We start from the raw sequence: 13,854 nt of genomic DNA on the forward strand, positions 1-13,854 counted from the left end.
CCAACAAATCCCACCTTAGCGTTCGCCTCATGACTGTGACCCACGGAACAGTGGCGGCCGACGACGGCCACGTCGGTGTCCAGACGGTGCGGGCCGGTGTGGTGGGGGCGGGGTTCATGGGCCGGGTGCACGCGGAGTCGGTGCGGCGCGCCGGGGGACGTGTGGTCGCGATGACGGCGGGCAGCCGGGGCAGCGCACACTCCGCCGCGGCCATCGGCGCGGACCGCGGCTATCCCGATCTGGACGCCCTGTTGGCGGAAGCGGAGATCGACGTTCTGCACGTGTGCGCGCCGAACAGCGCGCACACGGAGATCGCCGGTGCGGCGCTGGCGGCCGGCGTGCACGTGATCTGTGAGAAACCGTTGGCCACCAGCGAAGCCGATGCAGAAGACCTGGTCGAGGCGGTGCGGGACAGGGTGGCCGTGGTTCCGTTCGTCTACCGGTTCCACCCGATGGTCCGCGAGATGCGCGCGCGGCTCGCGATCGGCGAGGCGGGCATCGTGTCGTCGATCAGCGGCAGCTACCTGCAGGACTGGCTGGCCGATCCGGGTGATGACGACTGGCGGGTGGATCCGGCGCTGGGTGGGCCGTCTCGCGCGTTCGCCGACATCGGCTCGCACTGGTGCGACCTGGTCGAGTTCACCACGGGAGACCGGATCGCCCGGCTTTCCGCGCAGACCGTGGTGGTGCACGAGCGCAACGGCACGCCCACCGAGGACATCGCGACAGTCCACTTCTCCATGCGGTCGGGTGTGGTCGGCACACTCGTGGTCTCGCAGGTCGCGGCAGGCCGGAAGAACCGGCTGCATCTGGAGGTGTCCGGCACTCAGGCGAGCTTCGGGTTCGACCAGGAGAACCCGGAACGGCTGTGGGTGGGCAGGCGCAGCGGTAACACGGAACTACTCCGCGATCCAGTAACCCTCTCGCCGCAAGCGGCTCGCTACGCGCGTCTGCCCGCCGGGCACGCCCAGGGCTACCAGGACTGCTTCGACTCCTTCGTGGCCGACACCTATCGAGCGGTGCGCGGCGAGGACCTGGCCGACGGGTTGCCGACGTTCGCCGACGGGCTGCGTGCCGTGCGGATCACCGAGGCGGTCCTGCGTTCGGCCTCCTCCGGCGGATCGTGGACCGAGGTGCCGGCATGAGCGAGGTCGTGGCTCGGCTGGACGGCATCACGAAGAGCTTTCTCGGCGTACCCGTGTTGCGCGGCGTGGACCTGGAGCTGCGGGCGGGTGAGGTGCACGCACTGATGGGGGAGAACGGCGCGGGCAAGTCGACGCTGCTGAAGGTGCTCGCGGGCGTGCACCGGCCCGACTCAGGCCGGATTCTGCTGGGAGGGAACGAGGTTTCGTTCGCCACGCCTCGCGACGCGCAGGCAGCGGGTATCGCGATCATCCACCAGGAGCTGAACCTGCTGCCGCACCGGACGGTCGCGGAGAACGTGTTCCTCGGCCGCGAACCGGTGCGGCGCGGGCAGGTCGACCGCCGGGCGATGGTGGCCGAGACCCGGCGACTTCTCGACTGGCTCGGCGAGGACGGTATCGACCCGGAGGCCGGCGTGGTGCGGCTGCCGGTGGCGCAGCGGCAGGTGGTGGAGATCGTGAAGGCGCTGTCTGCCGATGCGAGGGTGCTCGCGATGGACGAGCCGACCGCCGCGCTCGCCGACCACGAGGTGGAACTGCTGTACGACCTGGTTGCGCGGCTGCGTGACCGCGGTATGGCGATTCTGTACGTCTCACACCGGATGCGTGAGGTGTTCGATCTGAGCCAGCGCATCACGGTGCTCAAGGACGGGGCGTTCGTGACGTGTTCCCCGACCGAGGAACTGACCTCCGACCAGCTGGTGCGGCACATGGTGGGCCGCCCGCTGGACGCGCTCTACCCTGAGCGCCCCACGGAGCCGGGCGAGGTGCGAATCTCCTTGCGTGACGCGGGAAACGACCGCGTGCGGGATCTGACGTTCGACGTGCGCGCCGGTGAGATCGTTGGTCTCGCGGGGTTGCAGGGATCGGGGCGCTCGGCGATCGCACGGGCGATCTGGGGTGTGGAGCCGTTCACCGCCGGCGTGCTCGAGCGCGACGGCGAACCGGTGCGCATTCCCAACCCCCGCACCGCTGTGCGCAAGGGCATCGGGTACGTCACCGAGGACCGCAAGGGTGAAGGGCTGGCGTTGCGGCAGTCCGTGCGGGACAACGCTTTGCTGGTTCGGCGCGCCGCGCTGCGTGGCCAGGCCGCACGCCGGGCCTCCGACCTCGCGGCATTGCTGAAGTCGGTCAACGTGGTGGCACAGGGACCCCACCAGGAGGTGCGTTACCTCTCCGGTGGCAACCAGCAGAAGGTCGTGCTGGGCAAGTGGCTCGCGGTGCGACCGAACGTGCTGATCGTGGACGAGCCGACGCGCGGCATCGACGTGGGAGCGAAGCAGGCGGTGTACCAGCTGCTGCGCGACCTGGCCGCGGACGGCATGGCGATCCTGATGATCTCGTCGGAGCTGCCCGAGCTGATCGGGATGAGCGACCGGATTCTCGTGATGCACGAGGGCGCCATCGCGGGTGCGCTGCCCGCCGGCGCGTCGGAGGAGGCCGTCATGGGCCTGGCGACCGGCCACGGGATCGGTGAGGTCGCATGAGTGTCGTGCAGGAGAAGGTCTCGGTCGTGCGCCGCGCGGCCCCGCAGGGGCGCAGGTTCGTGCTCACCCCGACGGTCACCGTGTACCTGGCGTTGGTGGCACTGCTGGTGGTCGGCAGCGTCCTGGTCGGCCTCAAGGGCGGCGTGCTGCTGGACGAGGGCGGCATCCTCAACATCCTCACCCGCAGCACGGTTCTCGGACTGGTCGCGGTCGGGCAGACGATGGCCATCGTCACCGGGTCGCTCGACCTCTCCGTGGCCTACCTGATCGGGCTGTGCTCTCTGGTGGCGGCCGAGACGATGGCCGGCGACACGTCGATGATCGCTCCCGCAGTGGTGCTGGTGCTCGTCGTCGCGGCGTCGGTGGGCCTGGTCAACGGGCTGGTCATCACGGTGCTGAAAGCGAACGCGTTCATCGCCACCCTCGGTGTCGCATTGATCCTGCGCGGATACCTTGAGCACAACTACACAGGTCCGGCGGGCAGCGTGCCACGAGCGTTCCAGCACCTCGGATACGACCGGATCGGGCCGATCCCGGCGGCGACCCTGCTGATGCTGCTGATCGCGGCGGGCGTGTGGTGGTACCTGCGACGCACCCGCACCGGCTACCACATGTACGCCGTCGGCGGAGACATCGAAGTCGCAAGGCTTTCCGGCGTGCGCACTTCGCGCACCATCGTCACCGCACACGTGCTGTGCTCCCTGATGGCGGGGCTGGCCGGGATCTTCCTCGCCTCGCGCCTGGGTTCGGGTGCTCCGTACGTCGGTATGGACGCGGGCTACGACCTGGAGTCCATCGCGGCGGTGGTGCTGGGCGGCACGGTGCTGGCCGGTGGGCGCGGTGGTGTCGTCGGCACGATCGGCGGAGTGCTGATTCTGTCCACCTTGGACACGGTCTTCGATGATCTCGCGGTCGACCCGTTCTTCAAGAACGTCGTGCGCGGAGTCGTGCTCATCATCGCGGTGGCGCTGTACGCGCGCAGCAAGGGCAACGGGAGGACGTCGTGAACTCTCGACTGAAGTGGCGTCCCAGGCTCACCGATGGCACCGCGCCGGTGCTCGTGGTGTTGGCGGTTCTGCTGGTGGCGCTGGCCTTCGCGGGACCCGCCTACTCCGAGCCCGCCGGGTACCTGGCGCTGCTCAAGCGGGCCGCGCCGCTGGTGATCCTCGCCATCGGCCAGTACCTCGTGATCGTCTCCGGCGGTTTCGACCTCTCGGTCGGGTCGCTGGTCACCGCCGAGGTCGTGATCGCCGCACGGCTGATCAACGGCGACGACGGCAACACCGTGTGGGTGGTCGCACTGCTGCTGGGGTTCGGTGTGCTCGTAGGCCTGGTCAACGGCCTCATCACCACGAGGCTGCTGGTGCCGTCGTTCATCGTGACGCTGGGCATGCTGCTCGTGCTCGACGGCGCAGTGTTCCTCTGGACGGGTGGCGCGCCACGCGGTGCGCTGTCAGAGTCGTTCCGCGTGCCCGGCCGGGGCAGCCTGGAGATTCCCGTGCTGGGACAGGTGCCGTGGTCGGTGCTCATCCTGCTGGTGGTGCTCGTCGGCGCGGTGTTGTTCATGCGCGGCGGTACCGGGCGGACGCTGATAGCGGTGGGGGACAACGAGAACGCGGTACGGCTCGCCGGAGGCCGGGTGGACCGGTTGCGATTGCTGGCGTTCGTGTCGTCCGGGTTGCTCGCCGCACTGGCGGCGATCCTGCTCGCCGGGTTCGCTGGTGTGTCGGCTCAGGTCGGGAGGGGACTGGAGTTCCGGGCCATCACCGCTGTGGTCCTCGGCGGAGTGCTCCTCGGAGGAGGTCGCGGCTCGGTCGTGGCCGCCGCCGCGGGAGCGTTGTCGCTGGAGGCACTGTTCTCGCTGCTGAAACTGGTCGGTGTCTCGGGCGCGCTCGAGTCCGCCGTCCAAGGAGTGATCATCATCGCGGCGGTCGCCTACGCCGCTCATGGAGCCGGTCTGCGGCAGAAGCTGCGGATCCGCAAGCCCGCCCCAGCTCTTCCCTAGAGCCCGGCGATTCTCGACGAGGAGAAAAGGCAATGAACAGGAAGATCGCCGTCGTGGCCGTGGCAGGTGTGCTCGCGATGGCCGGGTGTTCCAGCGACTTACCCGGCCAGGGCGCCGGAAACGCCAGCAGCTCCAAGCAGCCCACCGCGAAATCCGAGTTCTTCGACCAGCCCGAGTACGACCGCCAGCTGAAGTTCCGCACAGCGACAGCCGTCAACCTCGACGGCGGTGGCGGCCAGGCCCAGCCGTGGGAACAGGCGCTGGACCCGAAGCTGGTGGACACCGCGAAGTTCGCCAAGCCGGGTGGCGGGCACCACCTGTGCTTCTCCAACGCCGCGGTGAACAACCCGTGGCGCCAGGTGGGCTTCAAGACCATGCAGGAGGAGGTGAAGCAGCACCCGGAGATCACCAAGTTCAGCGTGCTCGACGCGGCCGGCAAGGACGACAAGCAGATCAGCGACATCCAGTCGTTCGCCTCCCAGGGATGCAGCGCGCTGATCGTGTCGCCGAACACCACGGCGACGCTGACACCGGCGGTCGAGGCGGCGTGCAAGACCGGTGTTCCGGTGATCGTGTTCGACCGCGGTGTGAAGACCAGTTGCCCTGTCACCTTCATCCACCCGATCGGCGGGTTCGCGTTCGGGGCCGACGGGGCCGAGTTCCTCAAGGAGAAGGTGCCCTCGGGTGGCAAGGTCCTGGCGCTGCGGATCCTGCCCGGCGTGGACGTGCTGGAGCAGCGCTGGGCCGCCGCGAACCAGATCTTCTCCGGCAGCGGCCTGAAGGTCGTGGGCGTGGAGTTCACCGACGGAGACGCGGCCAAGACCAAGAGCATCGTCAGCACCTACCTGCAGCGCGAGGGCAAGATCGACGGCATCTGGATGGACGCGGGTGCGACCGCGGTGGCCGCCGTGGAGGCGTTCCAGGACGCGGGCGCCGCACTGCCCGCCATCGTCGGCGAGGACCAGCAGGACTTCCTCCGCATGTGGTCCAAGGAGAAGCTGACCGCCGTCGCTCCCACCTACCCCACCTACCAGTGGCGCACACCGGTCATCGCCGCGCTGCGGATCCTGACGGGCAAGCAGGTCCCGCAGGAGTGGGTGCTGCCGCAGCCGCGGATCACCCAGGACAACCTGAAGGACTTCATCAAGACCGACATGCCACCGCTGCACTACGCGATGTGCGGCTGCGACTCGATGCCGGGCTACCCCGCGCCCTGGAAGTAACCGCAAGCCGCTGTGGGCGGGGTTGCGCCGGCCCCCCGGCCCCGTCCACAGCCCCCAACTTGCCGAGAGGGAACGACCAATGGCGGACGAACCCACAGGACTCTGGCTGGTCGGCGCGCGCGGCTCGGTCGCGACGACTGCTGTCAGCGGATTGCTCGCCCTGCGCGCGGGGCTCGCACCCTCGACGGGATGCGTCACCGAAAGACCCGAGTTCACCGAGGTCGACCTGCCGAGCTGGTCGAACCTGTTCGTCGGTGGTCATGACATCGTTCGGACCCCCCTGGACAAACGCGCTGAGATGTTGGTGCGCGGCGGTGTTCTGCCACACCACCTGCTCGGCCCGATCACGGCCGGGCTGCGCGCGGTGGACCAGGAGATCCGCGACGGCTATGACCCGGCGTCCCACCAAGGCAGCCAGGCCGCGGCCGCCCGTCGCCTCGGCGCGGACATCGAGGAGTTCCAGGACCGGCACAGGCTCGCCCGTGTCGTCGTGGTCAACGTGTCCTCGACGGAGAAACCGATCGAGCCCGCTCCTGAGCACGGCGACCTGGCGGCACTGGAATCGGTGCTGATGGAACCGGACCGCCGGGTGCTGCCGCCCAGCTCGCTGGCGGCGTACGCGGCACTCAACGCCGGCTGCTCGTTCGTCGACTTCACCCCGTCGACCGGGATCACGGTGCCCGCACTGGAGATTCTCGCCCGCCAGGAGGGGCTGCCCTACGCGGGACGCGATGGCAAGACGGGGGAGACGCTGGTGCGGACGGTGCTCGCGCCGATGTTCACAGCACGGGCGCTGCAGGTCCGTTCCTGGGCGGGAACGAACCTGCTGGGCGGTGGCGACGGCGCGACGCTCGAAGATCCCGAGCACGCGGACAGCAAGCTCAGGTCGAAGGCACACGGGCTCGCCACGTTGCTCGGCGGCGAGGTGACCGCACCGCTGCACATCGACAACGTGCCCGACCTGGGCGAGGTGAAGACGGCCTGGGACCACGTCTCCTTCGAGGGGTTCCTCGGCGCCCGGATGAGCCTGCAGTTCACCTGGACCGGCCTCGACTCGGCATTGGCCGCACCACTGGTGCTCGACCTCGCCCGGCTGGTCGCCACCGCCCACGCCTGCGGCGAATCGGGCCCACTCGGGTCGTTGGCGTTCTTCTTCAAGGACCCGCTGGGCAGCGACGAACACAGGTTCGCCGACCAGACCCGCGAGCTCTACCGGTGGGCACAGGGGTTGCGGCGATGACGTGGCGCGCGTATGCGGAACTGGTGCGCGCCCCTGCGGCACTGACGGTCATCGGCGACACCCTCGTCGGGGCAGGGAAACCGTTGCGGGGCAAGCAGTTGCTGCTTCCGCTGTCCTCGGTGGCCCTGTACTGGGCGGGCATGGCGCTCAACGACTGGGCTGATCGCGAGCTGGACGCGGTGGAACGCCCCGAGCGACCGATCCCGTCCGGCCGGATCAGCGCGAATGCCGCACTGGCCACGGCCGCCGGGCTCACCGCCGTCGGGGTCGGGCTGGCCGCGCTGGCCGGGCGCAACGCCGTGCCGCTCGCGGTGGCGGTGTGGAGCTACGACACCGTGCTGAAGGAGACGCCCGCCGGACCGTTCGCGATGGCCGCGTGCCGGGCGCTGGACGTGCTGCTGGGCGGCCGGGCCGTGCTGCCCGCCGCACTGATGGGCGTGCACACCCTCGGCGTGACGGTGTTGTCACGCGGTGAGGTGCACGGGACGTCCCCGGCCGTGGCGAGGGCCGTCCTGTCCGGCACGGCACTGACCGCGTTCGCCGCGATGGCCAACCGGCCCGAGCCGGCCGGCGTCGTGGCGGCCGCCGGGTACGCGGTGTCCGTCGGCGCCGCGCAGTGGACGGTGGTGCGCGATCCGTCGGCAGCGACCGTGCGTGCCGCGACGAAGGCGGGCATCCACGGCATGGTGCTGCTGCAGTCCGCCTTGGCCCGCAACGGAAACATGCTGCCACTCGTACTGCCGCTGGCGCGGGCGCTGAGCGGGAAGGTGAGCCCGACATGACGTACCACCTCGGTTACGGCACCAACGGATTTGCCAACCACCGGCTCGACGACGCGCTCGCGGTCATCGCCGACCTCGGCTACACGGCGGTCGCGCTGACTCTTGACCACCACCACCTCGACCCGTTCGCCGACAACGTCGCACGGCACACCGCACGGCTTGCCGCCCGGCTGGCCGAGCTCGATCTGCGGGTGGTCGTCGAGACAGGTGCGCGATACCTCCTGAACCCGCATCGCAAACACCACCCGACGCTGGTCAGCGAGGACCAGGACGTCCGTGTCGACTTCCTGATCAGGGCCACCAGGATCGCCGCCGACCTGGGCGCCGACTGCGTGTCGTTCTGGTCCGGCGCCGGTGACTCGTGGGATCTGCTCAGGTCCGGGGTCACGAAGGTGCTGGACCGCTCCCACGACGTCGTACTGGGACTTGAACCCGAACCCGGAATGCTCGTGGAACGCCTGGCCGACGCGCTGCGACTGCGGACGGAGCTGGGCGACCCCGACCGCCTGCGGATCACCCTCGACGTCGGGCACTGCGTGGCCGTTGAACCGCAGGACGCCGCCACGTGCCTGCGGCAGGCCGGTGACCTGTTGGTCAACGTTCAGCTCGACGACATGCTGCCCGGCGTGCACGAGCACCTCGAGTTCGGCGAAGGGCGGCTGGACCTCGCCGACGCGCTCGGGGCGTTGACCGACATCGGCTATTCCGGTGTGGCTGCGGTGGAGTTGCCCCGTCACGGTCATGCCGCGCCTGAGGTGGCGCGGCGGTCGCTGGACGCGCTGCGGGCGGCGCGGTGGCTGGCGCACGCGGAACGGACCGTGCGCGAGGATCCCGGATCCGTGCAGCGGTTCTTCTCCGCTGCTGGACGGGAAACCGGTTTTGGCGCCGACGATGCCCGGATCCGGCTGGTGGTCGCCTGCGCCGAGGCGTCGCCGGACGTGGCCGAGGGCCTGACCGCGCTGTACCGGCGCGGCAGCTCGGCCGAGCGGCGCGCTGTGCTGCACGCTCTGACCGAGGTCGGTGGCAAGGCTCCGGACGCCGGGCTCGTGTTGGTGAAGGATGCGTTGCGCACCAACGAGACCGGGCTCGTGACGGCCGCACTCGGCGCGTTCGCCGGCAAGCACCTCGACCAGCACTCGTGGCGGCACGGCGTGTTGAAGTGCCTTTTCATGGGGGTCCCGCTCGACGCCGTGGCGGGGCTCGAGCAGCGGACGGACGCGGAACTTCTGCGCATGGTGGCGGCGTTCGCCGACGAGCGCGGAGCCGCCGGTCGCCCGGTACCCCACGACGCCCTCACCCTGCTCGGAAAGGCCTCGTGATGCGCATCTTCGACCCGCACATCCACATGACGTCCCGCACCACCGACGACTACGAGTCGATGTACGCGGCTGGAGTGCTGGCGCTGGTGGAACCCGCCTTCTGGCTGGGGCAACCGCGGACGAGCGTCGAGTCGTTCCTCGACTACTTCGACGGCCTGATCGGATGGGAACGGTTCCGTGCCGCCCAGTACGGCATCGCCCATCACTGTGCGATCGCGCTGAACCCCAAGGAGGCCAACGATCCGCGCTGCGTCGAGGTCATCGACGAGCTGCCGCGTTACCTGGTGAAGGACGGTGTCGTCGCGGTCGGCGAGATCGGCTACGACTCGATGACGCCGGAGGAGGACGACGCGTTCGCCCGGCAGTTGGAACTGGCCGTGATCCACGAGCTGCCTGTGCTCGTGCACACCCCGCACCGCGACAAGCAGGCGGGCACCGTCAGAACTCTTCACGTGGTCCGGGAGTGCGGTGTGCCGCCGGAGCGAGTGCTGGTGGATCACCTCAACGAGATGACCGTCCACGCCGTCGCGGACTCCGGCTGCTGGATGGGCTTCTCGATCTACCCGGACACCAAGATGGACGAGAGCCGGATGGTGAGGCTGATCCAGGAGTTCGGCACGGAGCGGATGCTGGTGAACTCGGCTGCCGACTGGGGGCGTTCGGACCCGTTGAAGACGTACAAGACCGGACTGATGATGCTCGACGCCGGCTTCAGCGAGTCCGATGTGGACAGACTTCTGTGGCGCAATCCCGTCGAGTTCTACGGGCAGAGCGGACGATTGATGCTCGACCCGGAGCCTGGCACGGCCGTCGACGCAGTCACGGGAAACTCGGTCCTGCGAGGTGAGCGGTGATCGCCTACTGCACCAACGTGCACCCGGCGCGCGACCTCACCGGCATTCTCGAACAGCTCGATCGCCACGCGGTCGGCGTGCGGGAACGGCTGGCCGCGGACGTCTTGCCGCTCGGCCTGTGGCTGCCCGCGTCGGTGGCGCGCGGACTGGTGTCGGACAAGCACGCCAGGCGCCGGTTCCGAACGGAACTGGAGGCCAGGGGCCTGGAGGTCAGCACGCTCAACGCCTTCCCGCACGGCGACTTCCACGACACCGTCGTCAAGCGGGCCGTCTACCTCCCCACCTGGGGCGACTCGCGCAGGCTCGCGTACACCGCGGACTGCGCCGTCGTGCTCGCCGACCTCCTGCCGGACAGCGCGGCCTATGGCAGCATCTCGACGCTCCCGCTCGCCTGGCGACAAGGCTGGACGGCCCGCGACGACGACCGTGCCCACCAGACGCTGAGCGAGATGACGCGACTTCTGCGGGCGGAGTCCGCGCGGCTCGGCAAGCCGATCCGCCTCGGCGTGGAGCCGGAACCCGGTTGCGTGCTGGACACCGTTGCCGACGCCGTCGAATGGCTGGCCCATCGCGTGGACCCCGATCACGTCGGGATCTGTCTGGACACCTGCCATCTCGCGGTGTCCTTCGCCGATCCCGCGAAGACAGTCGCGGCCATCCATCGAGCCGGGTTGTCCGTGGTGAAGGTGCAGGCGTCTGCGGCGCTGGAGGTCGCGGACCCCAGTACTGACGAGGGGCGCGAGGCGATCGCGATGTTCGCCGAACCCCGCTACCTGCACCAGGTCCGGGAGAACCACCCGGACGGCATCCTCGCGGCGGACGACCTGTTGGAGGCGTTGACGGATCTGCCCTCCGAGCACCCGTGGCGGGTGCACTTCCACGTTCCGCTGCACGCGGCACCACGTGCGCCGCTGGCGTCGACCACCGATGTGCTGCTCGCGGCGATGGCCGTGGTGGCAGACGATGTCCACGTCGAAGTGGAGACCTACACCTGGACCGTCCTGCCCGACGCCGGCGACCTGACCGAGGGCATCGCGGCGGAACTGCGCTGGGCACACGAGCACCTGCGGACGGGGGTGGGGGTGTGAAACCGTTGGTGGTGCTGGATGTCGTCGGCATGACGCCCGGACTGCTCGTGGACATGCCGAACCTCGCCCGGCTCGGGTCTCAGGTCCCGCTCGGCACCGTGCTGCCCGCCGTGACGTGCAGCGCGCAGGCCACCCTCCTCACCGGCCGCACCCCGGCCGAGCACGGGATCGTCGGCAACGGCTGGTACTTCCGCGACCTGGGCGAGGTGCACCTGTGGCGGCAGCACAACCGGTTGGTGGGCGGGGAGAAGCTGTGGGAGACCGCGCGCCGGCTCCACCCCGGCTACCGCGCCGCGAACATCTGCTGGTGGTACGCGATGGGCGCGTCCACCGACATCACGGTGACCCCGCGGCCGATCTACCACGCGGACGGCCGCAAGTCGCCGGACTGCTACGTCAGGCCGCCGGAACTGCACGGCCGGCTCACCGAGGAGCTCGGCCCGTTCCCGTTGTTCCAGTACTGGGGCCCCACCGCGTCGCTCGCCTCCACCGAGTGGATCGTGGGCGCGGCGCGGAAGGTATTAGCCGAACGACGGCCGGACCTGCTGCTGGTGTACGTGCCGCACCTGGACTACGACCTCCAGCGCTACGGTCCGTGGGCACCTGAGGCGGCGCACGCAGCGTCCGAAGTGGACCGTGCGTTGAAGCCGTTGCTGGACGACGCCGCGGCGGCAGGCGCGACCGTCGTGGCGTTGTCGGAGTACGGCATCACCGACGCACGCCGACCGGTGGACATCAATCGAGCGCTGCGCCGCGCCGGACTGCTGGAGGTCCACGCCCAGGCGGGCATGGAGTACCTGGACCCGTGGGCGTCGCGTGCGTTCGCCGTGGCGGACCACCAGATCGCGCACGTCTACGTGGCCGATCCGGCCGACATCCCGCGAACCACCGCGGTGTTGCGCGAGCTGACCGGGGTGGACGTGGTCTACGACCGGGAGGGGCAGGCGCTGGTCGGACTGGACCACGAGCGGTCGGGCGAGCTGGTCGCCGTGGCGGAGCCCGACGCCTGGTTCACCTACTACTACTGGACCGACGACGAACGTGCGCCGGACTTCGCGCGTGGTGTGGACATTCACCGCAAGCCGGGGTACGACCCGGCCGAGCTGTTCTTCGACCCGGCCGACCCACTCGCCAAGGCGAAGGCGGGACTGAACCTGGTGCGCAAGAAGCTGGGGCTGCGGTACGCGATGAACGTCGTGCCACTCGACCCCTCCTGCGTGCGCGGCACACACGGCCGGTTGCCCGACAGCGTGGCGGACGGACCTGTGCTGCTGTGCTCCCGACCGCTCGACCGCGAGCGGCTCGCCGCCGTCGATGTCCACGACCTACTGCTCGAGCTGCAAGGGATCCCTGCGAAGGAGTTGCGCCGATGAAGCGGCCGATCACGTTGTTCACCGGGCAGTGGGTGGACCTGCCGTTCTCCGACGTCTGCAAGCTCGCCGCCGGCTGGGGCTATGACGGCGTGGAGATCGCGTGTTCCGGCGACCACTTCGAGGTCGACCGGGCGGTGGCGGAGGACGGGTACGTGGAGGCGAAGCTCGCGCAGCTCGACCGCCACGGACTCGGCGTGTACGCGATCTCCCACCACCTGGCGGGACAGGCGATCTGCGACGATCCGATCGACTTCCGCCACCAGGCGATCCTGCCCGCGCGGATCTGGGGTGACGGCGAACCGGAGGGCGTGCGGCAGCGCGCCGCGGCGGACATGGCCGACGCTGCACGGGCCGCGGCGATGCTCGGCGTGGACACCGTCGTCGGGTTCACCGGCTCGAAGATCTGGAAGTACGTGGCGATGTTTCCGCCTGTGTCGCAGGACGTGATCGACGACGGGTACGCCGACTTCGCGCGGCGCTGGCATCCGATTCTTGACGTGTTCGACGAGGTCGGTGTGCGGTTCGCGCACGAGGTACACCCGTCGGAGATCGCCTACGACTACTGGACCACCAAGCGCGCGTTGGAGGCTGTGGGCAACCGCTCCGCGTTCGGCCTGAACTGGGACCCGTCGCACTTCGTGTGGCAGGACCTCGACCCGGTGGGGTTCATCCTCGACTTCGCCGACCGGATCTACCACGTCGACTGCAAGGACACGAAGAAGCGGTTCGACGGCCGCAACGGACGCTTGGGCTCGCACCTGCCGTGGGCGCATCCCCGGCGCGGCTGGGATTTCGTGTCCACCGGACACGGCGACGTGCCGTGGGAGGAATGCTTCCGGGCGTTGAACGCCATCGGCTACACCGGGCCGATCTCGGTGGAGTGGGAAGATGCGGGAATGGACCGGCTGCGCGGCGCGGAGGAAGCGGTGCGGTACATCCGGAACTTGGTATTCGAACCGTCGGCGGAGGCTTTCGATGCGGCGTTCGCCCGCCATGACGGCGATTGAGGAGAACCAGTCCTTCGAGGGCGAGCCGACCGCTGAAACAAAACTGCTTCTGACGTTGATGGCGGCTGGCGCCACCGATCGGGCCATCGCACGCGAACTGGGAATCAGTGAACGCACCGTGCACCGGAGGATTGCGCGCCTCCAGGTGCTGCTCGGCGCACATTCGCGTTTCCAGCTGGGCTTTCAGGTCAGGGCCCGACACTGGCTTTGAATGGCGGGTACTCGCCGTGTCTTGTTCCCGACAGGAACGGCACTCGTGTCAGAGTAGCAAATCGTGCAGTCTCGAACTGTGTCGCCTTGGTTAATTCCGATGGCGGCCGAGTTATTCCTTCCC

Annotated in this window: 13 protein-coding genes; all 13 read left to right on the forward strand. The window is 69.3% G+C overall.

The features are described 5' to 3' along the window. Positions 1-29 precede the first annotated feature (29 nt). The 13 genes from JOD27_RS00265 (at position 30) to JOD27_RS00325 (ending at position 13,731) form a co-directional block, all read left to right on the forward strand. Positions 30-1,145, forward strand: coding sequence for a Gfo/Idh/MocA family protein (locus JOD27_RS00265; protein ID WP_204760077.1), 1,116 nt, complete (start codon positions 30-32; stop codon positions 1,143-1,145). Next, on the forward strand, positions 1,142-2,629 hold the full coding sequence (locus tag JOD27_RS00270) for a sugar ABC transporter ATP-binding protein (protein WP_204760078.1): 1,488 nt from the start codon (positions 1,142-1,144) through the stop codon (positions 2,627-2,629). Before JOD27_RS00265 ends, JOD27_RS00270 begins: the two co-directional genes overlap by 4 nt. Next, positions 2,626-3,636, forward strand: a complete 1,011-nt coding sequence (locus JOD27_RS00275; protein ID WP_204760079.1) for an ABC transporter permease — start codon at positions 2,626-2,628, stop codon at positions 3,634-3,636. Before JOD27_RS00270 ends, JOD27_RS00275 begins: the two co-directional genes overlap by 4 nt. Beyond that, positions 3,633-4,634 carry an ABC transporter permease gene (locus tag JOD27_RS00280; RefSeq protein ID WP_204760080.1) on the forward strand — a complete coding sequence of 334 codons (1,002 nt, stop codon included), beginning with the start codon at positions 3,633-3,635 and terminating at the stop codon, positions 4,632-4,634. Before JOD27_RS00275 ends, JOD27_RS00280 begins: the two co-directional genes overlap by 4 nt. A gap of 32 nt (positions 4,635-4,666) precedes the next feature. Beyond that, on the forward strand, positions 4,667-5,857 hold the full coding sequence (locus JOD27_RS00285) for an ABC transporter substrate-binding protein (RefSeq protein ID WP_204760081.1): 1,191 nt from the start codon (positions 4,667-4,669) through the stop codon (positions 5,855-5,857). Between the two features lie 79 nt (positions 5,858-5,936). Beyond that, complete coding sequence (locus tag JOD27_RS00290; RefSeq protein WP_204760082.1) at positions 5,937-7,097, forward strand: inositol-3-phosphate synthase; 1,161 nt, start codon at positions 5,937-5,939, stop codon at positions 7,095-7,097. Beyond that, entirely contained in the window at positions 7,094-7,879 is a 786-nt protein-coding gene (locus tag JOD27_RS00295; protein ID WP_204760083.1) for an SCO3242 family prenyltransferase, read from the forward strand. Before JOD27_RS00290 ends, JOD27_RS00295 begins: the two co-directional genes overlap by 4 nt. Next, positions 7,876-9,198: an EboA domain-containing protein gene (locus JOD27_RS00300; protein ID WP_204760084.1), complete on the forward strand. Its 1,323-nt coding sequence runs from the start codon at positions 7,876-7,878 to the stop codon at positions 9,196-9,198. The genes JOD27_RS00295 and JOD27_RS00300 overlap by 4 nt, the downstream gene beginning before the upstream one ends. After that, the gene (locus tag JOD27_RS00305; protein WP_204760085.1) at positions 9,198-10,052 is read left to right on the forward strand and encodes a TatD family hydrolase; all 855 of its coding nucleotides are present in this window, start codon (positions 9,198-9,200) and stop codon (positions 10,050-10,052) included. The genes JOD27_RS00300 and JOD27_RS00305 overlap by 1 nt, the downstream gene beginning before the upstream one ends. Beyond that, positions 10,049-11,140 (forward strand): metabolite traffic protein EboE, encoded by a 1,092-nt coding sequence (eboE, locus tag JOD27_RS00310; RefSeq protein ID WP_204760086.1) that lies wholly within the window; start codon positions 10,049-10,051, stop codon positions 11,138-11,140. Before JOD27_RS00305 ends, eboE begins: the two co-directional genes overlap by 4 nt. Next, positions 11,137-12,513 (forward strand): alkaline phosphatase family protein, encoded by a 1,377-nt coding sequence (locus JOD27_RS00315; RefSeq protein ID WP_204760087.1) that lies wholly within the window; start codon positions 11,137-11,139, stop codon positions 12,511-12,513. The genes eboE and JOD27_RS00315 overlap by 4 nt, the downstream gene beginning before the upstream one ends. Continuing rightward, positions 12,510-13,520: a sugar phosphate isomerase/epimerase family protein gene (locus JOD27_RS00320; RefSeq protein ID WP_204760088.1), complete on the forward strand. Its 1,011-nt coding sequence runs from the start codon at positions 12,510-12,512 to the stop codon at positions 13,518-13,520. Before JOD27_RS00315 ends, JOD27_RS00320 begins: the two co-directional genes overlap by 4 nt. After that, positions 13,507-13,731, forward strand: a complete 225-nt coding sequence (locus JOD27_RS00325) for a helix-turn-helix domain-containing protein (protein WP_239566260.1) — start codon at positions 13,507-13,509, stop codon at positions 13,729-13,731. Before JOD27_RS00320 ends, JOD27_RS00325 begins: the two co-directional genes overlap by 14 nt. Positions 13,732-13,854: the final 123 nt, after the last annotated feature.

The organism is Lentzea nigeriaca (assembly GCF_016907955.1).
GTDB classification, from domain to species: domain Bacteria; phylum Actinomycetota; class Actinomycetes; order Mycobacteriales; family Pseudonocardiaceae; genus Lentzea; species Lentzea nigeriaca.